Raw genomic sequence first — 25361 nt, 5'->3', positions numbered from 1 at the left:
TGTAGTCAGAGGAGAAAGACCAGTGGTATTTCGGTTACACCTCCACCTGTTCGATATTCTCTGTGCCGTCCTCCGTGTACCTGAAGTAGTTGTACACGGCGCTGGCCAGATCCCCGTTGTCGTCGAACTCGACTGGGCCCGAGACGCCCTGGTAATTGATTTCGTTCCCGTCGGCCGCCAGCGAAACACCCTCTCCAAGGTTTTCGGGTCCGACTGTTTCGCCGCCGGGATCTGTGACTGCCCGCATTTGGTCGCGGATTGCGGTCCCGTCGTCTTCACCGGCTGCCGCGCGTGCCAGCAGCAGAACTGCCGCGGCGTCGAACGACTGCTGATTGAACGGTCCCGGTGCAGAGCCGTACTCCTCCTCGTATGCAGATCTGAAGTACTCGATCCCCGGTCCGGCCGAGGACGGATTGGTCCCGCGAACGTTTGTCATGTCGTGGCCCACATTCCCGGGCAAGTCATCGGCCCTGAGTCCGTCCGGCACCAGGATATCCATGTCCGCTCTGTCGAAGTTCTCGTAGAAGTTCCGGAAGATCTTGTTCCCACTCTCCGGATAGCCGATAATCACGAGCGTCTCCGGGTCACCGTCAAGCACGTTCTGCAACTGGGAGGTGTACGAGGACCGACCCGCCGAGTACGAGACCTGATTCAGGACCTCACCACCGTACTCCTCCTCGAACGTCTTCGTGAATCCGTTCGACAGGCCGTTCCCGTACGCGTTGTTGAGAAAGAGGATAGCTGCGCTCTCCTTCTCGAGCCGTTCGGCCGCTATCTGTGCCAGCAGTGACCCCTGCAACTTGTCCGTGGGGGGCGTCCGGTACACGAAGTCGTTATCCTCCAGTGACGTGACATCCGGCGACGTCGCCGATGGTGAGCACATCACGGTCTGGTTCGGAATTGCGACGTTCTCCGCGACCTGCAGTGTCACCGATGACGCCAACCCCCCGCAAATCATCGGGTAGCCACCGTTCACGAGGGCTTCCGCACCACTCACACCCCGACTGGGCTTGGTCTCCGTATTCTCAAACTGCGTATCGACTGAGAACCCGTTGTCCGCGTCTCGGACCTGTTTTACGGCTAGTTCTGCTGCGTCCCGAATCGCAGGACCCACTTCGGACAATCCACCTGTGACTCCCATTAGGATACCCATGCTGATGGTGTTCTCGCTGCCACCATCACCACCATCTGCCGAACAGCCTGCAAGTCCGACAGCGCCTGCGGCACCAATGCTCTTCATGACAGTTCGACGGCTGACTGTATCGTGCATCGCAACACTACCCATGACACCATCTTTCGTGATAAACGTTATTATGAACCGAAGCGGTTCTGCTCAGAGACGAAACGGGCCCTGAGAGGGACGAGTCCGATCCGAGCTGATCTCGAACACAGCGATACGCAGAAGACTCTCAACAGACGTGCCTGTATTGTCAACGCTGTCGTGTGCGCACCGCGCCAGTGCCGATACTCGTTCGAAACATACGAACGGTGTCGGCGACAGGGCGTTCGACGTACCCTATAACCGTTACAGCGCACTTCTGGCCCAGATAGGTACGGGTAGCCGATGCGAGAGTGCTGGTTTGAGCGTCCAATCGAGCACCAGCACCGGACTAGCCATACCGAATGCGCAGTCCGGTTCTCGTATCGGAATGGGCTCTCAAATTCGGCGATCAGTCGTCACTCTCCGCTCGGACAGGCAGCTATCCAGAGGACTCTAGTATATAAATCAATCGTAGATCGTAATGGTTCGAATTATTCGAACGGACTCACAGCCACGCTCACTGAACCTTCGGTATGTAGTTCGGTGAATGAGTCCCCAGCTGCTACGGACTCCCCAGAACCGCTACTGCCTCTACAGCATTGAAGAACCGATAGTTCCGCTCCAAAGAAGGGTTATTCGTCGATGTAAATAACAAAGATATGAGGACAATGACAACCGAGCCTGCACAGCAGGGTACTGTTACATCTATATGAGTGTAACACTATGCGAAAATCGTGCGACAAACGCTGTTACAACAGTAACGCTGTAATCCGCCAACCGTAGTATCCAATACTCCAAGGTTCAGGTGTCTTACTCAGTAGGTGAAGTCAAACTTAGAAGGTCTTTACCGACAATTTTCCTAATTTATCCTTTCAGTCAGTATATGAATCTAGGGAGTCTGCACTGGAATTTACTCTGTTCTAACTATTAGAACAGTTTTCGGGAGCAATAACAAGGAATCCGAGCGGTCAAAGGACCGAGTCCGCTAGAAACTGGTACTATGACTTTGTCGAATTACTTGAACACCGCGGCAGGACATCGAGTTTCGCAGGGCCCCGAATAGTACGTCCGTTCACCGGGATTGGTGCAACGTTGACCCCAAACTCTATATCTTGGGAGTTACCCACAGTGGGACGTAACGCGATAATGACTCTCAAATTCACTACCCATGACTGAAACAGGAAAGCGCCTTGTCGAAGAACTGGACGAGCAAGGCGTCGAGTACGTCTTCGGATATCCCGGCGGTCGTGCCATCGAGATTCTCGATCACGTCCCGGAGGCCGACGTCGAGATGGTCCGACCACGCGATGAGCGCGAAGCCAGCGTCATGGCCGAAATGCACGGGCGACTCACCGGCAACCCCGGGGTCCTCGCGGGGCAAGGCCCCTGGATCGGCAGCCTCGGCGCAATCGGCCAGATGGAGGGCAAGCTCGCTTCGTCACCGATGGTCGTTATCACCGAGGCCAGCGAGCGTGGCGACTATTCCACACTCGCGCCGTACCAGCAGGCTCGCGGTGACTACGGCGGGCTGGACCTGCCGTCAGCACTCGACGCCTACACCAAGGAAAACTGGTTCCCGCGCTCACCGACGGAGACGGTGCGAAGCCTCCAGCTCGCGTTCAAACACGCGACTGCCGGCCGGCCGGGGCCAACGGCAATAATCCTCGACGGCGATGCCGTCACCGAGGAGATGCCCGAAGACCCGATTCCGCCGGTCTGGGACGGTCACGATCAGGTGCAAAACTGGGAATCGCGACCGGCCCGCGAGGACGTCCAGACAGCGATAACAGCCCTGAGCGAGGCCGACCGACCGGTCATCATCGCCGGCAACGGCGTTCACGCGGCCGACGCCTACGACCAGCTCGAAACTGTCGCTGAGGCTACTGATGCCGTCGTCACTACCTCCTATCTCGGCAAGTCCACGTTCCCCGAAACCCACGACCTGGCCGCGGGCGTTATCGGCTCCTTCGGGCACGAGGGCGCAAATCAGGTCGTCAGCGAGGCAGACGTCCTCCTCGTCGTGGGTTGTCGCATGAACCCGATGGACACGAACTGGCAGTCCCCGGAGTTCATCCGACCCGACGAGCAGACAATCATCCACGCTGACATCGACACACGCAACGCTGGCTGGGTCTACCCCGCAGATGTTGCACTCATCGGTGACGCCGCACAGAGCCTCGACGACCTGGCGGCAAACCTCCCCGAGAGCGCTGGAAACGACTGGGCGCGCGACCGTGCGGCCGCGGCGCAGGAGTCGTTTTACGCCCCCAGATGCGAGTCGGACGCGTCGCCAATCAAGCCACAGCGGGCGGTCAAAGAGATAGAGACAGTGGTTGATTCGGAGACCATCGTGACCGCAGACTCGGGCAACAACCGATTCTGGTTGCTGAACTACCTCCAGACACCGGACACCGGGACCTACTACGGCAGCGGTGGCGTCGGCGCGATGGGATGGGCAACGCCAGCCGCGGTGTCCGCCGCCATCACGACGGAGAAAGATGTCATCGCCGTCGCCGGCGACGGTGGCTTCACGATGACGATGACGAGTGTGGAGACAGCCGTCGAGAACGGCGTCGCGCCCACGTTCGTCGTCCTCAACGACACCAGCCTGGGGATGGTCCGTCAGATGCAACACGAGGCGGGCGACATCGCTGGCGTCGAGTTCCACGACACCGACTTCGTGAAAGCGGCCGAGGCGTTCGGCGCTGAAGCGACACGAGCCGTGACGCCTGCTGAACTCGGGGATGCACTCGCCGAAGGGACCAGCGTCGATGTCCCGTTCGTCATCGACGTCCGCATCGACCGCGACGAAGAGATGGTCGAGTCCCTCCAATCGTCGTTCTACGAGGAAGTCGGCGGACTGCACGAATGACGTCCCAGACACGGGTTAGCAAAGAATATAAATCAACCACGGAACACACACTGATATGACAATGACAGATACGACGGTGCTTGTCACTGGTGGAACCGGCTTCCTCGGCTCGTATGTGGTCGAGGACCTCATCGAACACGGCCACGACGTCGTCGCCTACGACCTCTCGACGGACGACCACATCCTATCGAAGTTGGGTGTCGCCGACGACGTGACCATCCGGCGCGGTGATGTCTCCGAGGCGACGGATGTGATTCGTGCCGTCAAAGAGACGGGGACGACACACATCGTTCACCTCGCGGCACTGCTGACGAACACAGCACGGGACAACCCGCGGGCTGGCCTCGATGTCAACATCAGGGGGACGAACAACGTCTTCGAGGCCGCACGCACCCTCGACGACCAGATCGAGCGTGTCACCTGGGCCTCCAGCGCGGCGGTGTACGCGCCGCCACACAACTACGCCGCCGAGTACGTCGACGAGAGCGAACTCGTCTATCCTGACACGCTCTACGGCGCGACCAAGGAGTACAACGAACATCAGGCCCGTGTCTACCACGAGGACTACGGTGTTGACCACGTTGGACTCCGTCCGACAGTCGCGTACGGCCCCTACCGCGAAACCGGTGGGTCGGCGTTCCTCGCAAACATCATCGAGAAGCCGGCACTCGGCGAACCGTTCAGCGTCGAGTACGGTGATCAGGTGATCGACTGGCAACACGCCCGCGATATCGCACAGGCGTTCCGGAAAGCAACGTTCGTCGACGAGGACGATCTCAGCCAGCGCATCTACAACGTCCGCGGCGTCCTCGCGACGATCCGTGAAGCCGCCAACGCTGTCCGGGAAATCGTTCCGGACGCCGACCTCGATGTCTCCGACGAGGGCGAACTCCCCTGGACCCAGAATCTCGATATGACCGCTGCGCAGAACGATCTCGGCTACGAGGTCGAGTACGACCTCGAATCCGGGTTCCGGTCCTACATCAACACCCTCCGGGAAGAGAACGGGCTCGAATCGCTCTGATACACCAGTCCTGCCGTCGCTGTGTGACGTGCGTACCGTGGGTGCTTGCGTTTGTCCCGTATCGGCCGGAGTGAACCCAGTGTTTGATTAGGGACCTGCCTGTACGCATACGTGATGTACGAGCGCGACTTCATGGAAGGAACGCGTGGCACCATGGCCGTCGACTGGGAAGAGCGGATCGACGTCCAGCGGATGCGACGCGAGCGCAAAGAGCGAGCCCTCGACCGACTGCAGGACTCCGAACTGGGGTCGATGCTGCTTATCAATGACCCGAATGTCCGGTACGTCACTGGGCTGGCGATGACTGGCGGGAGCGGGGCAGATCACTACACGCTCCTGACCGAAGACGGCGACGTGGTCCACTGGGACACTGCGGACCACGCATCGAACCAGCGGTTCAACTGTCCCTGGCTCGACGATATCCGGTATGCCTGTCCCGGACTCGGCAACGTTCCCCGGGCGTCAGGCAGCGCTTCCGCGCGCGACTGGCTCAAAGACAAGATGGCCGAGACGGTGTACACCGCCATGGAAGAGTACGGTGTCGATCGGGAGCCGATGGGTATCGACGTGGGGAACGGGACACTCATCGAGAAGTTCGAGGACCGCGGCGTCGATGTCGACACCAGTGCAGCGACCGATATCATGCTCGACGCGCGGAAGACCAAAACCCGCGACGAGGTCGAGTGTCTGCGACAGGTCGCTGCTATCTGTGAGGCAGGCTTCCAGAGGATTACGGAGAGTGCGAAGCCAGGCAAGCGCGAATCGGAAGTCTGGGGCGACACGGTCGGCGAACTCTGGGGCCACGGCGCGATGGCCCAGGGCGGCTACGTGACCTCTGGTCCGAACACCTGGCCGAAACATCAGGCGAACACGACCGACCGAATGATCCGGCCGAACGACCTCGTCTACGCGGATTTCTACAACATCGGCTATCTGGGCTATCGCTCCTGTTACTACCGGACGTTCAGCATGGGTGAACCGACGCAGGCACAGAAAGACGCCTACGAAAAGGCGCGTGACGACCTCTACGACGTCCTCGAACGAATCGAGCCGGGGGCCACGACCGACGAGATCTGCAAAGGATTCCCCGACAGAGAGGGTGAGCATATGGACTGGTACGACGCCGACGAGTTCTGGCAGATGACGACCAACCACTGGGCGCATGGGCTGGGGCTACAGCTCTACGAGACGCCGCTCATCTGGCGCGGGCTCTCGCCGGACCACCCGATCGAAATCGAGGAGGGTATGACGATGGCTGTCGAGACGATGCAACCCGCAGAGCGACAGGGCGTCCGCGTCGAAGAGATGGTCGTTGTCCGCGAGAACGGCGTTGAGATCCTCAGCGAATGGCCCGTTTCGGAGATCACGCGGATAGACTACTGACTGGCAGGCATCTTGGCCGGTCTCACGCACTGTCTGGTCGCCGGCGTGCCACTACCGTTAAGTCGGTCGCGCCGTTACGGAAATTTATGCAACTGGGAACAGGCCTGTTTACCTGTCAGCAGCGCCCGGACGACGACCGCGAAACCAGCGATATTTACGACGAAATGCTCGAACTGGGGGAAGTTATCGACAACGCGGGTCTCGATAGCGCCTGGGTCTCAGAGCATCACTTCCTCGACGACGACTATCTGTCGGGCGTCACACCGGCGCTTGGGGCGTTAGCCGCAGTCACCGACGACATCGAAATCGGGTCCTGCATCGCACTCGCGCCGCTGTACGATTCGATCCGGCTCGCCGAGGATATCGCAACGGTGGACCAGATCTCCGGTGGCCGAACGACGCTCGGGATGGCAATCGGGTCCAACGTCTCCGAGTTTGACGCCTTCGGGATTCCTGACGACGAACGGGCCGAGCGGCTAGCCGATACGGTCGACACACTTCGAGGGGCCTGGTCTGACGGGCCGCTCGGCTACGAGCCGGAATTCCATGACATCTCGTCGGACGTCACTGTGACACCGAAACCTGCACACGACGTTCCCCTCATGCTCGGTGGGGCGTCGCGGCCTGCCGTCCGGCGAGCCGCCCGGACCGCTGACGCATGGTGTGCCCCGTCGTCGCTGTCAGTCGATGGCGTCCGCAAGCGTGTCGAGGATATCCGTAACGTCCGTGACGACGAGGATATCGAGGGCGACTTTCAGGTGTACGTCCTCCAACACGGGTTCGTCGGAGACTCCCGCGAGGACGCGTGGGAGCGGATGCGCGACGGCTACCTCTACATCCAGCGCCGGTACGAGGAGATATTCTCCGGCGAGACCGTTGCGGAACTGGACGAAGACCGCAAGCAGGAACTCAAAGAGCAGGCTATCTTCGGGACACCCGAGCAAGTCACCGAAGAACTCGAAACGTACCGCGAGGCGCTGGGCGACGACATACACTTCATCTTCCGGACGTATCACCCGGGAACCGGAACGCAGGAGATGGTCGAGTGTATCCGGCGGCTGGGTGAAGAGGTGCAGCCGAAGATCAGCTAAGACTGACACGTCGTGTCGGTGACTGCCGAGACGCCAGACGCAGTCCGGACCGAAGGGGCTGAGACACCATGAGCGCCAGTGAGTCCCTCGGTACCGCCCGTGTGGTCCGGCACCGTGTGAACACCAATACTTATTTCCCCTGATGAAAAACCGGTTGAATGAGTATGGACATCGAAGCGTTCTTCGAGAACATGCCGTTTGCCGACCTGCTCGATATCGAAATAACCACAGTCGACAACGGGTACGCCGAAGGGCATATCCAAATGCGCGAAGAGCTGTCGTGGAACGAAGAGCAGATAATGGCCCACGGCGGCGTCACGTTCACGCTCGCAGACACCGTTGGCGGGGCCGCGCTCGTGTCTCTCGTCGACCAGCCGGTGCCGACCATCGATATGCGCATCGATTACCTCGAAGCCGGGACAGGGGACCTCCGAGCAGAGGCGGATGTGGTTCGCCACGGCGGTGACGTTGGCGTCGTCAGCGTCGAAGTGTACGCTGAAGACGGCACACAGGTCGCGGACGCACGCGGCGTCTACAAGACGGGGTAGCGCAACCAGACGGGGTCGCTCAACTGCAGCGACTGCACAGCTTCCGACACTGTCACAGCCACTTGAATCCAATGTCAGATTCACTCACAGCACTCGACGAGGTACGGTACGAACCGAGCGAGACGTTCGTGACCGAGAGCAACGTCTACGCGTTCATGCAAGCGCACGGCATCGAGACCTTCGAAGAACTCCACAGGCGGACGGTCACCGATATCGACGGTGAGCCGGCGTCCGGACTTGACTGGTTCTGGGACGAGATAGTCGACTATCTCGACCTGGAGTTTTACGAGGCGTACGAGCAAGTCCGCGATGACACAGATGGTCCGCAGTTCACGGACTGGTACGTCGGTGGGGAACTCAACATCGCGCACAACGTCGTCGACCGTCACGCGGCCCCAGATTCAGAGACCCGAGATACCGTCGCGACAATCTGGGAGGGTGAAAACGGGACAGTCCGTAAAATAACCTATCACGAACTCCACCAACAGGCCAATCGCGTCGCCAATGCACTCGAAGAGCGCGGTGTCGGACCCGGTGACACCGTCGGGCTGTACATGCCGATGGTCCCGGAAATCGTCCCATTGCTGTATGGCTGTTTCAAAGTAGGTGCGATTGCCGTCCCTATCTTCTCCGGCTTCGGGGTCGACGCGACAGCAACTCGCATCGAAGACGCCGAGTGTTCAGTCCTGTTCACCGGTGATGGTTTCTACCGCCGGGGAAGCGAAATCGACCTGAAGTCGGCCGCAGACGAGGCTATCGAAGCGGCGGGCCACGTAGAGCACACAATCGTCTACAATCGGCTGGGTTCTCGGGAATCCACTCTCTCGTGGGACCCCGCTCGTGACGAATGGTGGGCGGATGCAGTCGGTTCCCAAACTGCCGACTACGAGACCCAGTCGCTCCCCGCCGACCACGAGTCGATGCTGCTGTACTCATCTGGGACAACAGGCAAACCGAAGGGCATCGTCCACACGCACGCCGGCGGGCTCGTCCAGCCGGCGAAGGAAATCTTCTTTTCGTTCGACCACAAGCCCGCAGACCGGTTTTTCTGGGTCTCGGACATCGGCTGGATGATGGGGCCGTGGACGCTGATCGGCAATCACGCCCACGGTGGCACCGTCTTCCTGTATGAGGGGGCCCCCGACTATCCCGAGCCGGACCGGTTCTGGGAAATGATCGACACCCACAATCTGTCGGTGTTCGGGATTTCACCGACGGCGATCCGTTCGCTACAGAAACACGGCGACGAGTGGCCGGATGGGCACGACCTTTCGACGTTGCGCCTGCTGGGTTCAACTGGCGAGCCGTGGGACCCGGACTCCTGGGAGTGGTTTCTGGAGAACGTCGGCGACGGCACGACACCGATTATGAACATCTCCGGCGGAACGGAGATATTCGGCTGTTTCCTGCAACCGACGCCGCTGCATTCGCTGAAGCCGGGGACGCTTGGTGGTCCGGCGCTCGGCATGGACATCGACATCGTCGATGCACAAGGGGAATCCGTTGCCGAAGCCAACGAGAAGGGGTATCTGGTCTGTCAGTCGTCAGCGCCGTCGATGACAAAGTCGCTGTGGAGCGGTGACGAGCGGTACCTCGAAGAGTACTGGTCGCGGTTCGGCGATATGTGGGACCACGGCGACTGGACACAGAAAGACGAGGACGGCTTCTGGTTCTTACACGGTCGGTCGGACGACGTGCTCAACGTCGCCGGCCGGAAGGTCGGCCCGGCCGAGGTCGAGAGCGCACTCATCGAACACGATGCGGTCAACGCCGCTGTTGCCATCGGTGCGGACGACAAAACGAAGGGGACCGCGGTTGTCACATACGTCATCCTCAACGAGGAGTACGAGGCGTCAGACGACCTTCGAGAGACGTTGCGCGCGCAGGTCGGGACCGCGCTCGGCAAGCCGTTCCGACCGCGTGAACTCCACTTCGTCGACGCGTTCCCGAAGACCCAGTCGGGAAAGATTGTCCGTCGAATCGTTCAGAACGTCTACGAGGGGACAGCACTGGGGGACCTCTCGAGTATCGAAAACCCCGACGCGATCGACGAAATCGACAACGCGCGCTGAGATAATTCCTGATCTGGTTGCGACTGTCTACAGATACAGGCAAACGCGAGGACGTCGCCGATCTCGCTACGATACTATCGAACCGCGGCGGCGGACGGAAGCGCGGCCGGGTCTAGCTAAAACTCACACCGACATCGTGCATATCCTCGTTGTATCGAGCGATATTGATGAGCAGTGGCGTCAGACTCTCGACCTCCGTAGCGTTCGATAGCGGCCCAGCAGGGATCGGTCGGACGCCCGCAAGGTCATCAGTTAGCGTCACGACTCGTTCACTGACCGCCGGGTCGTCCGCGACCACCAGCGTATCCACATCGAGCGTGGCCTCCAGATCCGCTAGCCGGTCCGCGGCGAGGTTGTGGAACGCGCCGGCCACTGGAACAGATTCAGGGGCTCGCTCCGCGACAAACTCAGTAACGCTCCCTGTCGACGGTGGTCGGTAGTGAAGTCCATCCCCATCGCCGTTCATTCCGACGGCGGGGCTAATGAGCAGTTGGTCTGAGAGCACGTCATCTTCTGCCAGTGCTTCAACTGTATCGCCGACGTGGTGTGGCGGAATAGCCAGGATAACCACGTCTGCACCGGCCGCAGCGCTACTGTTGTCTGTCCCGTTGATTCCAGTCTCGACGCCGTGCTCGGACAGTCGTTCTTCGTACGTGCTCGCTCGCTCGGTGGCTTTCGCAGCGTCCCGCGAGCCGATCGTAATCGTGTGGTCCGTGTCCGAGGCAAACTGCATTGCGAGCCCCTCACCGATGTCACCAGTACCGCCCAGTATTGCTAACTCCATGCGCTTGCATAACGCCCCTTGAAACAAGAAGGTTTGTCCTGTCACGCGAATCGCTGACTACCATCGTTGCTGCCGGCAGACGAGAGCCGAGCGCGTCAGCAATGTGAAGACCACCCAGTGCCAAACGCGAACGGTTATTCGACCCAGACTGTCTTTTTGTTGACGAACTCTTTGATTCCCATCTCCGAGAGTTCACGGCCGTAGCCGGCGTCTTTGATGCCGCCGAACGGGACCCGCGGATCTGATTTGGTCATCTCGTTGATGTAGACACAGCCCGCGGAGACCTCTCGTGCCAGCCGCTGGCCGCGTTCCCGGTCCGCAGTCCAGAGGCTCGCACCCAGCCCGAAACGGGTGTCGTTCGCGACTGCGATTGCTTCCTCTACATCGGCGACCTCGTAGACGGTCGCCACTGGGCCGAACGTCTCCTCGGTGTCAGCGGGGCACCCTGAAGGAATGTCAGTCAGTACTGTCGGTGGGTAGAACGCACCGGCCCGGTCAAGCGGCTCGCCCCCAGTCAACAGCGTTGCACCGGCGTCGACGCTGGTCTGTACCTGGTCGTGGAGTTCGGCCATGAGGTCAGGGTCAGCCTGTGGACCGACATCAGTTTCGTCGGCCATCGGGTCGCCGACAGTGAGGTTTTCGAAGGCAGCGACGAGTCGCTCAACGTACTCCTCGTAGACGTCTGTGTGAACGATGAAGCGCTTGGCGGCAATGCACGATTGTCCGCCGTTGAGCGTCCGTGCTTGTACCCCAGTCTCAACGGCAGCGTCGAGGTCCGCGTCGTCGAGGACCATAAACGGGTCAGACCCACCGAGTTCCAGCACAGTCTTTTTCAGGTGTTTGCCGGCCGTTTCGGCGACGGCGCGCCCAGCGGGACCACTTCCGGTAAGCGTCGCCGCGCGAACGCGTTCGTCTGCGAGAACGCCGTCGACATCGCTGGAACCGACCAACAGCGTTTGGAATGCGCCTTCGGGATAGCCCGCTTCGGTAAACACCTCTTCGAGCGCGAGCGCACACCCGGGAACGTTCGAGGCGTGTTTGAGGAGGCCGACGTTGCCGGCAGTGAGATAGGGCGCGGCAAAGCGAACGACCTGCCAGAACGGGTAGTTCCAGGGCATCACCGCGAGTACCGGCCCGAGCGGGTCGTGGACCGTCTTTACTTCTGTCCCCGGCGGGCTGGGGTGGTGCTCATCGGAGAGATATTTGTGCGCGTATTCAGCGTAGTGGTCACACGCCCAGGCACACTTTTCGACTTCAGCGACGGCCTGAGTGATGGGTTTGCCCATCTCCCGGGTCATCAGCTCTGCGTACCGCTGTTTGTTCTCCCGGAGGACCTCACCAGCGTTTACGAGCAATTGCTCGCGCTCACGCAACGGAACATCACGCCACTCCTCGAACGTCGCTGCGGCTCGGTCCAGTTTCCGTTCGACCGTGTCGTCATCATCCGGGTCATACACGTCTAGCCGCTCACCCGTGGCTGGGTTGACTGACTCCATATCGGTTCAGTCTTCGGCGTCACACGTACATTAATCTTTACTGACCTAACTAATCTGATAGACGACAGCGTTAGCTTTTATATTCATAGGTCAGAAATGTGCTGATGATGTACAAGCACGTAGCCCTGTTAGTCAGACAGGACGGCATGTCTCACGAGGAGTTCGTCGACTACTGGCAGACCAATCACACGCCGATTGCAAAGGACATCGAGGGCGTGGTTCGCTACCAGCAAGTCCTTCCAACAGAACCAGCACACGCCGAATTCGACGGACTGGCGGAGCTGTACTTCGAGACGCTTGCGGACCTGCACGAGGCGCTGGGTAGTCCCGGCTCCCGTGACTATGACCCCACGAAAGCGGTCGCCGCGAAGGCCCGCGAGGACGTGAACAACTTCCTTGCTGTCGAGGAGCGGCCGCGTATTATCGGCGAAGAGATCGTCCAGAAAGACGAGGTCGACGGCGACACCGACGGCCTCTACAAGCACTCGGCGTTTCTCGTCCGGCAGGACGACATGACACACGATGAGTTCGTCGACTACTGGCAGAGCAACCATACACCGATTGCCCGCGAAATCGAGGGCGTCGTCAAGTACAATACGGTCATCCCCACTGACCCCGAGAACGCCGAGTTCGACGGCGTCGCCGAACTCTACTTTGACGACCTCGAGAAGCTATACGACGCGCTCGGCAGCGAAGGGTCGCGGGATTACGCGCCCGACAAAGGGAAAGCGAAAGCGGCACGCGAGGACGTGGATAACTTCTTGGCTATCGACGAGCGGCCCCGGTTTATCGGCCAGGAACAGCTCGTCCAGGACGAGGGGTAGTATGCCCGACTACGAGGAGCAAGTCACGGAGGCGTTCCCGGAACTCGACTACATCTCGTCGGACAGCCTCCGCAGCAACGTCATCGAGGCGTGGACACTCGCGCTCGACCGAGGTGGCTGGCGCGACATTACCGATATCCCCTACGCCTGGAACATCCACGAAGTAACCAACGTCAGGCACGTCCGCGGTGTCACCAGAATCGCACGGGAATCCGCTATCGAGCAGCAGGAGTTCCACGGTGCCGACCCCGATATGGACGTCATCGTGGCAGCCACACTACTCCACGACGTCGGAAAGTGCTACGAGTACGTCGACTTCGTCGAGGACGAGAAGCTACTCGACCCGGACCCGAAATACGCAACCGAAGAGGTCCCACACTCCCTGTCGGGCTATGCACTCGCACACGAGGTCGGCTGTCCGCTGGCGGTCCAACGAGCGATTCCGCACTTTATCGGCGAGATCCCGACGCGGACACTGGAAGCCGAACTCGTCAAGAGTGCGAACTCCGCGTCCTCGAACGCGATTACGCAGTCAACGATGGGCATCACGCTGCAGGAGTGGGTCGATGAGTACTCCCAGACGTAGCCACTGGCGCGAACGATAGCGCGCTCTGCTAAGGCGTCGACCGGCGAAATTAGTCCATTTGCGATCACTGGTCGGAGGTATGCTATCTCCCCTTCAAAGTTCGCTGACACCTTCGGGTTCGACGGTACGCGGAGACACTAACCACGATTACCCTCACTCGCATTTCGAGCGGGCGGGGCGGGACGACGCAGCGCGTCCACTGTCCGTGCGGCAATGAGTCGAGACCACATCGTCAGTCTCCGAACGCGTTTTGGGGGACAACCGAAGAGATAGCTGTGCATTCAATAACAAAACTGTCGACCGCTTCGAACGTGCTCTGGGATTCAGCAGCTAAATAATGTGTACGGAAGCAGTTTTGAGGGTTTCATTTTGAGGGTTCAATGTATTTCTACGCTCTCAACAGATACTTACGTCTAAACATGCCGTAGGTATCTTCATATAACAATATTGTCGACATAAATGCCTCCAGAGAAGCCCGGCTTCGAATTTTCTCGTCAAAAGAGTGCCTAAGGCGATTATTTATGTAGAAATGCGGAGGGGATACCACTCTCTCAAGTGAATATGCACATATCGATGGTATGCTGCAGCTTATGTGCTGAATTCGATGTACGATTTGATAGTCTCCGGTGACTCCTCGAATGCGTCTGCAAACTCCGACACCGAACACTGGGTCGTCATGATAGACGCAAGGAACCAGTCCGGGTATTCTGCAAGTGTGTTACGAGCGCGTTTGTAATGCCGGACGTTGGAGTTCACGCTCCCGAGCAACGCTTTGTTCTGGAGGACCAACTGCCTGTGAAGCGCTCCACCGTTGACAGTAAATTCCCAGTCCTCAGGGATGCCAAGGAGGACCCCGACTCCGTTCGCATCGAGTGCCTCGACCGTCGAAAACGCGTGTTTTGCGTGCCCCGTCGCCTCGAACACCAGATCCATCGGCTCGTGGACATCGGGTATCTCGTCGACGGCCGTCTGTCGAGAATTAACGTAGGTAGCCCCCAGTTCCTCGATAATGTCGATGGTCGGGTCCGGCCGTTCACGACGGCCGAGACAGTACGTCCGCTCACACCGGTCTGCAAGCATCGCCAATGTGAGCAGTCCTAGCGGTCCGTTTCCGAGGACGAGTCCGGAAGCATTCTGCCACTCGAAGGTCGACCTGGAACGCTGTGCCAACTCGAGTGCCTTTTCGGCATTGCTGATTGGTTCGACCAGAAATCCGACATCCGCCAGCGATTCCGAGATCGGGACGAGAAACGATGCGGGTGTGGTGAAGTACTCGGCCATGTAGCCGTGCGCCCCCGCAATCCCCCGTTCGACATACTCACCTGGTGGAGCCATATCGGGCTCGTTGTTCTCGAAGAACCGGCTCGACGTGTTTGCGGGCCGCCGGACTGTCGGGACGACAATCTCTCCCTCGTTCAGCGCGGTCCCGTTCGAGGACTCCACGACGCCGACGGCCTCGTGGCCCAGTATCTGGTAGTCGCTGCCCTCGGGAAACTCGCCATGTGATCCCGATAGCACCTCAAAGTCCGTTCCGTCGATGCCAACACGGAGCGTCCGCACGAGCACCTCTCCCTCGTCCGGTTCCGGGCGCTCGATGTCGATGCGTTCTGGCCGAGTCTTCCCCCGCTTGACAGCGATTGCATCCATTGTTGTAGGTATCCCCGTGAGTGAAACGCACCATCCATCAACAGTTGAATGTTTCGACCAATAGACAGAGGGACTTCGACGAAATTATTTCGTATTATGAAAAGCTGTGAGGATGCGGGAAGCATACTGAACGACAGCGGTGTGAACGGCAAGTGGATGAAAAAAGACCGATGCAGCACCGCTACAGTACGATATGTGCATATTTAGGAGGGCCAGGTTCAGGTGAGTGGATTAGAATAATAAGTGTACGGCTGTTATTTCACTCACCACTCGCTCTCAAATGGTTTCGCTAAAAGAAATACCCTATCTCGGATAAAAAATTCTGTTGGGATATGTATGGCGTTGCTGAAACTGCCGTCGGTCAGCTAGGACTGGAGTTGCTGCGGCTGTACTGAACATTGCTGATTCCAGGCTGTGCTGACAATGGCCGAGATGAACAGGAATGGCTGACGAATGACTCAGATTTGCTCCGCATTGAGTTGCCTGACGGCGCTCAGAATCATCCCGGGGACATCCTCCTGTAACCGCTTCCCGCTCAGCCGTTCAGCGTGTCCTGCCACGTACACGGCTGCGGTTGTAGACTGGTCCTGAATCGGAACCGCGACACAGTTTACGTCTGGATACTGCTCGCGACGCTCAAACGCGATACCCCGGTCCCGGATATTGTCGAGTTCGGCGGTGAGCGTCTGGCGATCCGTAATCGTGTTCTCGGTCATTGCAGGCAGACCAGTGTGGTCTAAAATAGCATCGACCGCCTCTGGGTCGGTCGCCGCGAGGATTGCCTTTCCCGGAGCGCTGCAGTGAAAACACGGGGAGTTTACGTGTCTCGGAGAGTCGTCAACGGCGGTATGATAGACGTCGGCAATTTGCTTTTCGCACTTGATAACCAGTCCGGCGGACTCGCCGGTCGTCGCCGATATCTGGTCTATCTGGGGCTTCGTATCGTGGTAGATGGGTGCCTGAGATTTGACGTGTTCGCCGATATCGGCAAACTGTAACGTCAGCTGATAGTTCCCTGTACTCTTTGTAACGTAGCCTGACTGCAACAGCGTATTCAGGTGCTTGTATGTCGTACTCCGAGTGTACCCGAGTTGCTCGGCCACCTCTGAGACGCCAAGCGGCCCGTCGGCGTCTCTGAGCACGTCGACGATGGCGAACGTCTTCATCGGTGCCGAAAGTGTTGCTGTCTCAGTTTTATCGGGCATAAGATTACTACTCCCGTCTATAGCTTAAGTTTTTATTATTATGAAACAATCGTTACCAGTCGGCGACGCTGCCGTCCTCGTGCCGCCATATCGGGTTGTGCCAGTCGAGATCGGCCTCTGCTTTCTCCCGAACGACATCTAGTGCTACGTCGATACCCAGTCCCGGGCCGTCCAGCGTCTTCAGGTAGCCGTCGTCGAACGCAAACGGGTTCGAATTCAGCAGATCGTGTGCGGGACTGGTCGTCTCAGAGTGGACGTCGAACCCCTGATCCTGGACTAACAGGTTCGGAACGACCGTATCCACCTGGATCGACGCAGCCAGCGCAATTGGACCCAGTGGGCAGTTCGGTGCAATGGCGACGTCGTGTGACTCCGCCATGTTAGCAAGTTTGACCATCTCTGAAATACCGCCTGCGTGAGAGACATCGGGCTGAATCACGTCAATCGCCCCCGTTTTGAGGAGGTCTTTGTAATCCCATCTCGAGTACAGTCGCTCACCTGCTGCGATTGGTGCGCGTGTCTGTGCCGCGATGTTCGGAAGGTGTTCGATGTTCTCGGGAAGCACTGGCTCTTCGATGAACATCGGTTCGACGGATTCGAGGCGGTTGGTGAGGGTCTTGGCCATCGATTTTGATACTCGGCCTCTGAAATCGATCCCGAGATCCACTCGGTCGTCCACCGCTGTTCGAACGTGCTGAATCCGTTCTGTGATCTCGTCGAGCGACGCCTTTGTTTCGATGAACCGGGTCTGATTCGTCGCATCCATTTTGAGTGCGGTGTAGCCGGCCTCGGCTAACCGCGTCGCTTCTGCAGCGACATCCTCCGGCCGGTCACCGCCGATCCACTTATACACTCTAACCTTATCACGGCTCTTTCCACCCAACAGTTCGTACACAGGTGCACCGAAGTGTTTCCCCTTGATATCCCAGAGCGCCTGATTGATACCAGCGATGGCAGACATCAGGATCGGTCCGCCGCGATAGAACCCGCCACGGTACAGCGCTTGCCAGTGATCCTCGATTCTAAACGGGTCCTTCCCGATGAGATACTGGTCCAGCATCTCCTCGACCGCCGCTCGAACTGTTTTCGCTCTCCCCTCGATGACGGGCTCACCCCACCCCAGAACTCCGGTGTTGGTTTCTAGTTTCAGGAAGACCCAGCGGGGAGGGATTTCGAACAGTTCGTATCCGGTGATTTGCATACTGCCGCATCGTATCCGGAGTGTGATTAACCTTCATGATATAATCTGCATAATCCAGCTCCCACTGGGTTTACATATCGGTTGTGCGGCTGTGTATCGTGACGGTCGTCACCGCTGTCAGCTATCGACAGGACTCCAGAGGGCGGAAAAGAGACCAGTGTGAGTTAGCCGTTTCAATTCGTTGCTTCTCATCGGTGATCGATACGTGCCCTTCGCTAGGGTTGCTGGTGTAGCCCGCTACCCCAGCGCACTCCACTCGATATGTTTCGAGAGTTCCGGTGGATCGTCCGGATTGTATCCCTTCTTGACGGCCGTCTTGTACGTGAGCGATTGCAGGATCTTCAACGGGACTATCGGGTGGTCCGGTGATCGGGACGGGAGTTTGATTGAGATGTCTCCACCGTAGTCGTTCGTCGGCCGCCGCAGGACAATTGTGGTCACTCCGGCGTCGCGTAGCTTTGAAACGACCTCGCTGGTCAACGATGACTTCGATTCTCGGGTCGCAATGACGAGTGCCGGCTCACCGGCAGCGTTTGCGATGGGACCGTGGCTGATTTCCGGTGTCGGGAGCGCTGTCGTATGCAACAGTGCACCCTCGCCGAACTTCGTCGCCGCCTCGCCTGCAAGTCCATATTCGATCCCCTGTCCGAGAGTGTAGAGTGTCTTGGCCTCCGCGAGGACGGCGACGGCTGCCTGAAAGTCCTGATCGATGACGTTCCGGCATGTGCGTTGCAGTTCGCTCGGTGTGTACTCACTGTATTTGCTTTCGAGCAACGAGAACGTCAGCATCAGCGCGGCATCGACTGTTTTGGTAGCGAGGACTGCCTTCTCGGTCCCCGCCGGCGTGACGAGGACCTCGTCCGCTACTGACCCCAGCGTCGAATCGTCACTGTTTGTAACACCGATAACGACCGCACCCCCCTCTTTTGCTCGTCGAGCGGCTGTAACGGTTTCAGACGTCTCGCCGGACTGGGAGTAGGCGACGACAACCGTTTCCTCAGTAATCGGCGGACCGGCGAACAGGTATTCTGACGCGGCGTGCGCCGTTGCATCGATGCCGCTCTGGAAAGACGCATACTGACCGATCACGCCGGTCCAGTACGAGGACCCACAGCCGATGAAGTGGACTCGGTCAGCGTGTGCAATACGCTCGCGTGGCTCGGAAAGGTCGTGCGTACTCAGTTCGAAATGATTCAGTCGATCGATACCGGTTCGGATCTCGTCGTAGACTGCGTGTGTAGTCATGTTTTGGTGTTCAAGGGGCGGCACCGTGGTCAGTTGTTTCAACGACAACGCCGGCAGAGACGCTCCGGTCAGCCAGCGACTGTCTGACTGATCGGACTCGCTCTGCGATCACTTAGATTACCGATTGATGGCAGTAGATAATAAAACCATACGATAGGTATTTGTGATAGGCTGTAGGACCTGTTGCGAAGAATATCCTAAACAATTAATTATATATACTACATGGGTCGTTGGTGATAGCATATGTCAGACAGTAGTTTGCGGAGTGGCAAGCGACGTCGCTTCATCAAAAGCGCCGGAGCGGCAACAGTCACCCTGCTCGCGGGCTGTGGCGGCAACGAAAGTTCAGAGAGTACCTCCGGAGACGGCGGGGATGGCGGCTCCGGCGCGAGCACCGGGGAGCAATCGAACGATATAACCACCCTCACTGTCCGTCACTTCGTCAATGACCACATTGAGACGTTCTACGAGAAGCACAATCCCATACTGAAGAAAGAACACGGGATCAGCGTGGATTTCGAGACGATGGGCTGGGGCGTCGCTCGGAAGAAGCAAAACAACAGTATCTCCACTCGGACCGGTCCGGACGTCGAGGAGATCGCATCGACGTGGATGCCACAACAGGTCAATTCCGACGGCTGGATGGACCTCGAAGAAGCCGGCGTCTCGATGCCGACAGACAATATCTATGATTCGCCGCTTCAGATCGGCAAATTCGACGGTGTCCGGGCTGGGTTCCCCTGGTTCTGGGGACCCCGCGGGCACATTTATTATAAATCGCTGTTCGAGGAAGCCGGTATCGACGGCCCTCCGTCGACCTGGGACGAACTCGCGAATGATGCGTCGAAGTACAACACGCAGGCCGAAAAGTGGGAACAGGAAGGCTACAACACGAGATACCTGTTCGGCATTCCGGGGGCGAACAACTGGGCAGTCGTCCAGTACTATATGATGCTCATCTGGCAAAACGGCGGGAGCGTGATCGACGGGTCCAAGCCGACATTCGACAGTGACGCGGCGGTGGAGGCGCTGAATTTCTACAAGGACCTGTCGACGACGCACAAGGCGTCCCCACAGGCGTCAGTCGAGTGGAACGGCGTTGCACGGAACAACGCGTTTAGCAGCAAACGGATAGCCTCGACGTGGCAGGGGCTCAGAGTAGCAAACGATATCGACGCCGAACTCGGCGTCGGCAAGCCGCCGGCCGGTCCCCGGGGAGAGTCGTCGACCTTCTTCGGAGTGAACCTCATGGGCATCCATCCCTGGACGAAGAAGAAGAGCGAAGCCGCGACGTTCATCGAGTATCTGATGCAGCCGGAGGTCAACGCAGAACTCGCGAAGGGCTCTGGCTTCTTGCCGACGATCAAGAGTAGCTTCGAGCAAGACGCCTTCCAAGGTGAGCTGTATCAGTCCTTCAGTGAAGACGTTCTGAACAACACAAACGCCAAGACAGCGCCGCAAGTCGTGGGCTGGGGTGATGTCTCCGGAGCGATCAAGGGGGCTGTCACGAAGGTACTCACGAAGGCAGCAACGGACTCCTGGTCCGAAGGCGATACCGAGAAGGCACTCCAACAGGCTGCGATGCAGGCAGAAAACGCGCTTCAAGGATAACCTCGGAAAACAGGCGTTTCAGTGTGGTTCTGTGCTTGTCCGGTCGAATAGCTACTTTAGTAACAATTGAAACGATGTCCACACTGATCGCACTGCCGTCGTGCGATCAGGTGTGCATTGATTTTCAATGGCTACTATAGCTTTGTGTCGGGACCATGTCACTCTAGCGTCGTGCAGAACGGTTAAATACATTGCATAATAATCGATTGTGTATGCTCCTGTCCGCGTACCAGCGAGTCAGACGTCGACTCCCAGCGGTTCATATCCCATACGTTAGCTCGTTACCTGCAAGCCAGCGCTTCGGACTCAAGCTCATTGCCCCGGCTCTGGCAATGATGCTTCTCGTCCACGGGATTCCAGTCATCCTCGGGTTCGTTATGAGCTTCTACGAGTTCCCGTCGCTCAGATATACTGACTGGTTCCGCCCAGAGACGTTCGTCGGGCTTGACCACTTCGCGAAGGTCTTCCAGAAGGATACGATCTATGGCGCACAGTTCTGGAACTCGCTCAAAGTCACCATTCTGTACACGGTTGGCTCGGTCGTAGGGACGTACGTTCTCGGGCTCGTCACCGCACTCACCCTCGATAAGCAATTCCGGGGGAAGCTTGTCGCGAGGACCGTGATTCTGATTCCGTACGTGACACCGGTTGTCGTCACGCTTCTCACCTGGCGGATGATGTTCCGGAGCGATACTGGAGTCATCAACGCGTTACTCCGGCAGGCCGGACTCATCGAGGGGTCCCTGTTCTGGCTGCTGGGTCCAAACTCACTGTACGCGATAATCATCGCGAACGTCTGGCGGAACTTCCCGTATGCGGCGATCATGTTGTACGCCGGACTGCAGTCGGTACCGGAGCAATTGTACGAGGCTGCAGAGATAGACGGGGCCGGCCGATGGGGGAAGCTGCGGTACGTGACGCTGCCACAGTTGAAGCCTGTCTCTGCCGTCATTCTGCTGCTGTTGATCCTCTGGACCTTCATCAACTTCCCCGTCCCGTATATTTTGCTGGGAGGGTCACCGAGCGAATCGGGGAACGTCCTGATGTTGCTCATCTACTCCTTTGGCTTCAAACAGAGTGCATACGGGATCGGGTCCGCGCTCAGCGCGATGCTGTTCCTGTTCTCTATGACCATCGCATACGTCTATTACAAGCGCGTTGTGGCGTCTAGCTACGACGGAGGGGCTATCTGAGATGCTCAGTTCGCTCATGGCTGCTGTCGGGTCAGAAAGTACGATGGTGCCCGACGAAATGCGGCTGACTGCCGATGGTAAAGAGCTCGTGTACCAACTGCTCTGGCGCTCCGTGCTCATCCTTGTTCTCATATTCGCGATATTCCCCGTCTGGATGATGTTCACGACGTCGTTCAAAACCCGCGATGAAGTGCTGCAACTCGGGCTTGACATAATTCCGGCGGACCCCTATGTCCAGAACTACTTCCTGATGTTCCAGCGGTTCCCGCTCGTCGACTACTACGTTAACAGCCTGGTCATTTCGAGCGTGACAACAGTTCTTTCGCTGCTCATCGGTGGACTGGCTGCCTACTCGTTGTCGCGATATGAGTTCCCTGGCAAGGAGAAATTCGAGATGGGGGCACTCGCAACGCAGATGATCCCTGGCGTACTCATCCTCATCCCGATGTTTCTGTTGTTCATCATCATGGACCAGTCCGCAAACATTCCGATGAAAGACACGTACCACGGGATGATATTCCTCTATACGACGTTTACCGTTCCATTCACCATCTGGATGCTTCGTGGGTACTTCGACACGATTCCGACCGCACTGGAGGAAGCCGCGCGAATCGATGGCTGTACGCGGACACAGGCCCTGTTCCGCGTCGTGATGCCGCTTGCAGCACCGGGCCTGGCCGCGACTGGGATGTTCGTGTTCCTGCTCGCATTCAATGAGGTGCTGTTCGCGTCAGTCCTTGCGACCGATAACGTGACGCCGTTCTCAATTGGGATTCAGAACTTCCAGCAGCAGGATCAGACGATGTGGGGTCAGATGATGGCTGCCTCGACCCTCGCCGCTGTGCCACTGCTCGCAATCTTCGTCGTGTTCCAGCGGCAGATCGTTTCCGGGCTGACGTCCGGGAGTGTCAAGCAGTAATCTTCGGCTCCAGTGTTGTGGCGGTTCGCGATTCCAAACGTAGTTTTATATCCCCAGCACGTCGGATGTTGTTATATGCAGACTCAGACGGTGGCGAGTATGCCATTAGCACAGAAAGTCGGCCAGTTATTCATGGCTGGCTTTGATGGCACCGAACCGACTGCTGGGATACGGGAACTGATTCGTGAGTACAACCTCGGCAACATCATTTATTTCACCCGAAATATTACGTCGCCGGCGCAGGTGGCAGCCCTCTCGGCGGAGTTGCAGTCAGAAGCCACAGCAGTCGGCGCTGGCCTCCCACTGTTCGTCGCCACCGACCAGGAGGGCGGCGTCGTCTCACGCCTCAACTGGGGCACGCAACTGCCGAGTCAGATGCTCATTGGGGCCTGCGATGACGAAGCGATGGCTCGGAAAGCAGGTGCGACCGTCGGACGGGAGCTACGGAGCCTCGGGATCAATCTGAACCTCGCGCCAGTCCTCGACGTCAACAACAACCCGGACAACCCCGTAATCGGTGTCAGATCCTTCGGTGAAAATCCCGAGCGCGTGGCCGCGCTGGGCGCAGCCATGGCCCAGGGCCTCCAGTCCGTGGCTGTCGCGGCCTGTGGGAAGCATTTCCCCGGTCATGGCGACACGGCAGTCGATTCACATCTCGACCTGCCGGTGGTCGCCCACGAGCGGTCCCGACTGGAACGCGTGGAGTTCGCACCGTTCGAAGCGGCGATACAGAGCGGTATCGACGCGATCATGACCACACACGTTGCCTTTCCGGCGATAACAGGCGACGCGGAACTGCCAGCGACGATATCGTCGGCAGTCCAGACAGCACTGCTTCGAAAGCAATTGGGGTTTGATGGGTTACTCGTCACGGACTGTCTCGAGATGGACGCGATTGCCGAAGGCGTCGGTCCCACCGAAGGGGCTGTCCGTGCAATCGAGGCCGGGTGTGATATCGTCACTGTTTCACATACGTTCGAGCGACAGCGTGCAGCGATTGAGGCCGTGCTTACCGCCGTCCGAACGGGACGGCTTACCGAGGAGCGAATCGACCGGTCGCTGCAGCGCATCCGGCGTTGTAAACAGCAACGGATGGGTGCATCTGAGACTGCCGAAAAGCCGGAATGGAATCGCTGTGCGCCCGAATCGAAACAGCTTGCAACTGAAATCGCAAACTGTGGGGTAACACTCGTCAGGGACGACAGCGAGACAGTGCCGTTCGATACGTCGCGTCACCTGCATGTGGTCAGCTTTACCGGAACGCGGGGGTCGCCCGCCGAGGACGAGCGCTACGACCCAGAGGCGGTCTCTGCTGCGCTCAGCGAGGTCGGGTTTGAAATCACGACACATACAGTGGCGACCGGTGAGACTGTCGAGATAGCGCCAGAGAACGAGCAGATTGTCGCTGTCAGTTACGATGCCCTGGCAAACGAGTCACAGGCAGCGACGCTCCGGACGCTCATTGCGCACCACGACCAGCTGGCAGTCCTTGCCGTACGGAACCCATACGACCTCTCTGTCTGTCCAGGTGCGGCCACGTTTTTGACGACCTACGGCTACTCACCAGGTGCGATTCAGGCAGCGGCGAAAACACTGGCAGGGACAGTCGACCCAACGGGGACGCTTCCGGTCACGATTCCCGACTGAGGTCGCTTCAACGACAGTGCTCGTGAAACGCCAGCGACCTTATCCGAGAAACTCCTGTGCGGACTCGTGCAGCGGGACGAACCCCTCCGCACTGCGGGCCCCGGCCTGTTTCCCGAACACGAGATTCTCGGCGCGAAGTCCGTCGATGAGGTTGTCGAACTCGGCGTCGATGCCGCCGTGCTCGACGAGGAACTCTACCTGAGACTCGTGTTTCTTGATCGCTGTGACCTTCTGTTCCAAGTACCCATCGATATCGATGAACATGGAGGGGGTAAACTCCGATGTCGGCTTGCCGAAGTAGTAGATGTTGTCCGGATCACAGGGTTCGAAATCCGTCTCAACGAGGGGGAGCGAAGCCATGTAGTACGCGTCCGTCACTAACCGTGACGTCGCTCGGTGGTCTGGATGCAGATCGTCTTTGTAGTGCGTGAGGATGATGTCCGGGTCGTACTCCCGGATTACATCCACCATCTCTACACGGTTCTCCAGGGAGTAAGTGATCCGCCCGTCTTTGAACTCGAGGAACGCGACTTCCGAGGCGCCTAACACCGCCCCCGAAGCGCGGGCCTCTTGTTCACGGACTCTCCCGACGGCTTCCTGTGAGTCCGTTCGCAGCCCGCCGTACTCTCCCCGAGTCATGTGTACGATACTGACCTCGTCACCGCGTTCAGCGTGCTTTGCTATCGTACCGCCACAGAAGACATCTGCGTCGTCTGGGTGGGCAACTACTACGAGGACGTCCATACTATGCT

General features: G+C 58.6%; 20 protein-coding genes. 12 read left to right on the top strand and 8 right to left on the bottom strand.

The genetic code is table 11. The features are described 5' to 3' along the window. Nucleotides 1-34: 34 nt before the first annotated feature. Entirely contained in the window at nucleotides 35-1240 is a 1206-nt protein-coding gene (locus ACNO8S_RS19535; protein WP_420183128.1) for an ABC transporter substrate-binding protein, read from the bottom strand. A 1189-nt stretch (nucleotides 1241-2429) separates the two neighbouring features. Here ACNO8S_RS19535 and ACNO8S_RS19530 point away from each other — a divergent pair. The 6 genes from ACNO8S_RS19530 (at nucleotide 2430) to ACNO8S_RS19505 (ending at nucleotide 10251) form a co-directional block, all read left to right on the top strand. After that, a complete protein-coding gene (locus ACNO8S_RS19530; RefSeq protein ID WP_129754787.1) occupies nucleotides 2430-4133 on the top strand; it encodes a thiamine pyrophosphate-binding protein in 1704 nt (567 codons plus the stop codon). A gap of 61 nt (nucleotides 4134-4194) precedes the next feature. Then, complete coding sequence (locus ACNO8S_RS19525; RefSeq protein WP_050007351.1) at nucleotides 4195-5157, top strand: NAD-dependent epimerase/dehydratase family protein; 963 nt, start codon at nucleotides 4195-4197, stop codon at nucleotides 5155-5157. Nucleotides 5158-5271: 114 nt separating this feature from the next. After that, nucleotides 5272-6540, top strand: a complete 1269-nt coding sequence (locus tag ACNO8S_RS19520) for a M24 family metallopeptidase (protein ID WP_420183027.1) — start codon at nucleotides 5272-5274, stop codon at nucleotides 6538-6540. An 86-nt stretch (nucleotides 6541-6626) separates the two neighbouring features. Continuing rightward, the gene (locus ACNO8S_RS19515; protein ID WP_420183026.1) at nucleotides 6627-7631 is read left to right on the top strand and encodes an LLM class flavin-dependent oxidoreductase; all 1005 of its coding nucleotides are present in this window, start codon (nucleotides 6627-6629) and stop codon (nucleotides 7629-7631) included. 164 nt (nucleotides 7632-7795) lie between these two features. Further along, the gene (locus ACNO8S_RS19510) at nucleotides 7796-8179 is read left to right on the top strand and encodes a PaaI family thioesterase (RefSeq protein WP_014030864.1); all 384 of its coding nucleotides are present in this window, start codon (nucleotides 7796-7798) and stop codon (nucleotides 8177-8179) included. Nucleotides 8180-8250: 71 nt separating this feature from the next. After that, nucleotides 8251-10251 carry an AMP-binding protein gene (locus tag ACNO8S_RS19505; RefSeq protein ID WP_420183025.1) on the top strand — a complete coding sequence of 667 codons (2001 nt, stop codon included), beginning with the start codon at nucleotides 8251-8253 and terminating at the stop codon, nucleotides 10249-10251. 112 nt (nucleotides 10252-10363) lie between these two features. Here the strand turns inward: ACNO8S_RS19505 and npdG are convergent, their stop codons facing one another. After that, on the bottom strand, nucleotides 10364-11035 hold the full coding sequence (gene npdG, locus ACNO8S_RS19500) for an NADPH-dependent F420 reductase (RefSeq protein ID WP_191449317.1): 672 nt from the start codon (nucleotides 11033-11035) through the stop codon (nucleotides 10364-10366). A gap of 134 nt (nucleotides 11036-11169) precedes the next feature. Next, on the bottom strand, nucleotides 11170-12531 hold the full coding sequence (locus tag ACNO8S_RS19495) for an NAD-dependent succinate-semialdehyde dehydrogenase (protein ID WP_014030867.1): 1362 nt from the start codon (nucleotides 12529-12531) through the stop codon (nucleotides 11170-11172). Nucleotides 12532-12635: 104 nt separating this feature from the next. Here ACNO8S_RS19495 and ACNO8S_RS19490 point away from each other — a divergent pair, with 104 nt between their 5' ends. Beyond that, entirely contained in the window at nucleotides 12636-13355 is a 720-nt protein-coding gene (locus ACNO8S_RS19490) for an EthD family reductase (RefSeq protein ID WP_023842934.1), read from the top strand. 1 nt (nucleotide 13356) lies between these two features. Then, nucleotides 13357-13941 (top strand): HD domain-containing protein, encoded by a 585-nt coding sequence (locus ACNO8S_RS19485; RefSeq protein WP_050036566.1) that lies wholly within the window; start codon nucleotides 13357-13359, stop codon nucleotides 13939-13941. A gap of 588 nt (nucleotides 13942-14529) precedes the next feature. Here the strand turns inward: ACNO8S_RS19485 and ACNO8S_RS19480 are convergent. The 4 genes from ACNO8S_RS19480 to ACNO8S_RS19465 form a co-directional block, all read right to left on the bottom strand. Continuing rightward, entirely contained in the window at nucleotides 14530-15588 is a 1059-nt protein-coding gene (locus tag ACNO8S_RS19480) for a glucose 1-dehydrogenase (RefSeq protein WP_420183024.1), read from the bottom strand. A gap of 458 nt (nucleotides 15589-16046) precedes the next feature. Then, nucleotides 16047-16793: an IclR family transcriptional regulator gene (locus ACNO8S_RS19475; RefSeq protein ID WP_014030871.1), complete on the bottom strand. Its 747-nt coding sequence runs from the start codon at nucleotides 16791-16793 to the stop codon at nucleotides 16047-16049. 52 nt (nucleotides 16794-16845) lie between these two features. Further along, the gene (gene dgoD, locus ACNO8S_RS19470) at nucleotides 16846-17994 is read right to left on the bottom strand and encodes a galactonate dehydratase (protein WP_014030872.1); all 1149 of its coding nucleotides are present in this window, start codon (nucleotides 17992-17994) and stop codon (nucleotides 16846-16848) included. Nucleotides 17995-18231: 237 nt separating this feature from the next. Beyond that, nucleotides 18232-19239: an SIS domain-containing protein gene (locus ACNO8S_RS19465; RefSeq protein WP_420183023.1), complete on the bottom strand. Its 1008-nt coding sequence runs from the start codon at nucleotides 19237-19239 to the stop codon at nucleotides 18232-18234. Between the two features lie 243 nt (nucleotides 19240-19482). Between ACNO8S_RS19465 and ACNO8S_RS19460 the strand changes: the two genes are divergently transcribed. From ACNO8S_RS19460 to nagZ, 4 genes are all read left to right on the top strand, one after another. After that, nucleotides 19483-20850: an extracellular solute-binding protein gene (locus tag ACNO8S_RS19460; RefSeq protein WP_336358891.1), complete on the top strand. Its 1368-nt coding sequence runs from the start codon at nucleotides 19483-19485 to the stop codon at nucleotides 20848-20850. A 332-nt stretch (nucleotides 20851-21182) separates the two neighbouring features. Then, a complete protein-coding gene (locus ACNO8S_RS19455; RefSeq protein WP_008308407.1) occupies nucleotides 21183-22043 on the top strand; it encodes a carbohydrate ABC transporter permease in 861 nt (286 codons plus the stop codon). Between the two features lies 1 nt (nucleotide 22044). Next, the gene (locus tag ACNO8S_RS19450; protein ID WP_420183022.1) at nucleotides 22045-22962 is read left to right on the top strand and encodes a carbohydrate ABC transporter permease; all 918 of its coding nucleotides are present in this window, start codon (nucleotides 22045-22047) and stop codon (nucleotides 22960-22962) included. Nucleotides 22963-23061: 99 nt separating this feature from the next. Further along, a complete protein-coding gene (gene nagZ / locus ACNO8S_RS19445) occupies nucleotides 23062-24609 on the top strand; it encodes a beta-N-acetylhexosaminidase (RefSeq protein WP_420183021.1) in 1548 nt (515 codons plus the stop codon). 39 nt (nucleotides 24610-24648) lie between these two features. Here nagZ and ACNO8S_RS19440 read toward each other — a convergent pair whose 3' ends face one another. Then, on the bottom strand, nucleotides 24649-25353 hold the full coding sequence (locus tag ACNO8S_RS19440; RefSeq protein WP_014030878.1) for a PIG-L deacetylase family protein: 705 nt from the start codon (nucleotides 25351-25353) through the stop codon (nucleotides 24649-24651). Between the last annotated feature and the right edge of the window lie 8 nt (nucleotides 25354-25361).

Origin of the sequence: Haloarcula sp. KBTZ06, from assembly GCF_048595605.1 — an archaeon.
Taxonomy (GTDB): domain Archaea; phylum Halobacteriota; class Halobacteria; order Halobacteriales; family Haloarculaceae; genus Haloarcula; species Haloarcula hispanica.
Note: the sequence above shows the minus strand (reverse complement) of the source record. Positions and strands in the feature narration are given on the sequence as shown.

What these genes read in the sequence shown, in the direction of transcription:
- ACNO8S_RS19475 (WP_014030871.1), bottom strand. Translation starts at nt 16,793, where the DNA reads ATGCCCGATAAAACTGAGACAGCAACACTTTCGGCACCGATGAAGACG.
- dgoD (WP_014030872.1), bottom strand. Translation starts at nt 17,994, where the DNA reads ATGCAAATCACCGGATACGAACTGTTCGAAATCCCTCCCCGCTGGGTC.
- ACNO8S_RS19465 (WP_420183023.1), bottom strand. Translation starts at nt 19,239, where the DNA reads ATGACTACACACGCAGTCTACGACGAGATCCGAACCGGTATCGATCGA.
- ACNO8S_RS19525 (WP_050007351.1), top strand. Translation starts at nt 4,195, where the DNA reads ATGACAGATACGACGGTGCTTGTCACTGGTGGAACCGGCTTCCTCGGC.
- ACNO8S_RS19490 (WP_023842934.1), top strand. Translation starts at nt 12,636, where the DNA reads ATGATGTACAAGCACGTAGCCCTGTTAGTCAGACAGGACGGCATGTCT.
- ACNO8S_RS19455 (WP_008308407.1), top strand. Translation starts at nt 21,183, where the DNA reads ATGATGCTTCTCGTCCACGGGATTCCAGTCATCCTCGGGTTCGTTATG.
- ACNO8S_RS19520 (WP_420183027.1), top strand. Translation starts at nt 5,272, where the DNA reads ATGTACGAGCGCGACTTCATGGAAGGAACGCGTGGCACCATGGCCGTC.
- ACNO8S_RS19535 (WP_420183128.1), bottom strand. Translation starts at nt 1,240, where the DNA reads ATGAAGAGCATTGGTGCCGCAGGCGCTGTCGGACTTGCAGGCTGTTCG.
- ACNO8S_RS19480 (WP_420183024.1), bottom strand. Translation starts at nt 15,588, where the DNA reads ATGGATGCAATCGCTGTCAAGCGGGGGAAGACTCGGCCAGAACGCATC.
- nagZ (WP_420183021.1), top strand. Translation starts at nt 23,062, where the DNA reads ATGCCATTAGCACAGAAAGTCGGCCAGTTATTCATGGCTGGCTTTGAT.
- ACNO8S_RS19440 (WP_014030878.1), bottom strand. Translation starts at nt 25,353, where the DNA reads ATGGACGTCCTCGTAGTAGTTGCCCACCCAGACGACGCAGATGTCTTC.
- ACNO8S_RS19485 (WP_050036566.1), top strand. Translation starts at nt 13,357, where the DNA reads ATGCCCGACTACGAGGAGCAAGTCACGGAGGCGTTCCCGGAACTCGAC.
- npdG (WP_191449317.1), bottom strand. Translation starts at nt 11,035, where the DNA reads ATGGAGTTAGCAATACTGGGCGGTACTGGTGACATCGGTGAGGGGCTC.
- ACNO8S_RS19515 (WP_420183026.1), top strand. Translation starts at nt 6,627, where the DNA reads ATGCAACTGGGAACAGGCCTGTTTACCTGTCAGCAGCGCCCGGACGAC.
- ACNO8S_RS19505 (WP_420183025.1), top strand. Translation starts at nt 8,251, where the DNA reads ATGTCAGATTCACTCACAGCACTCGACGAGGTACGGTACGAACCGAGC.
- ACNO8S_RS19510 (WP_014030864.1), top strand. Translation starts at nt 7,796, where the DNA reads ATGGACATCGAAGCGTTCTTCGAGAACATGCCGTTTGCCGACCTGCTC.
- ACNO8S_RS19460 (WP_336358891.1), top strand. Translation starts at nt 19,483, where the DNA reads ATGTCAGACAGTAGTTTGCGGAGTGGCAAGCGACGTCGCTTCATCAAA.
- ACNO8S_RS19495 (WP_014030867.1), bottom strand. Translation starts at nt 12,531, where the DNA reads ATGGAGTCAGTCAACCCAGCCACGGGTGAGCGGCTAGACGTGTATGAC.
- ACNO8S_RS19530 (WP_129754787.1), top strand. Translation starts at nt 2,430, where the DNA reads ATGACTGAAACAGGAAAGCGCCTTGTCGAAGAACTGGACGAGCAAGGC.
- ACNO8S_RS19450 (WP_420183022.1), top strand. Translation starts at nt 22,045, where the DNA reads ATGCTCAGTTCGCTCATGGCTGCTGTCGGGTCAGAAAGTACGATGGTG.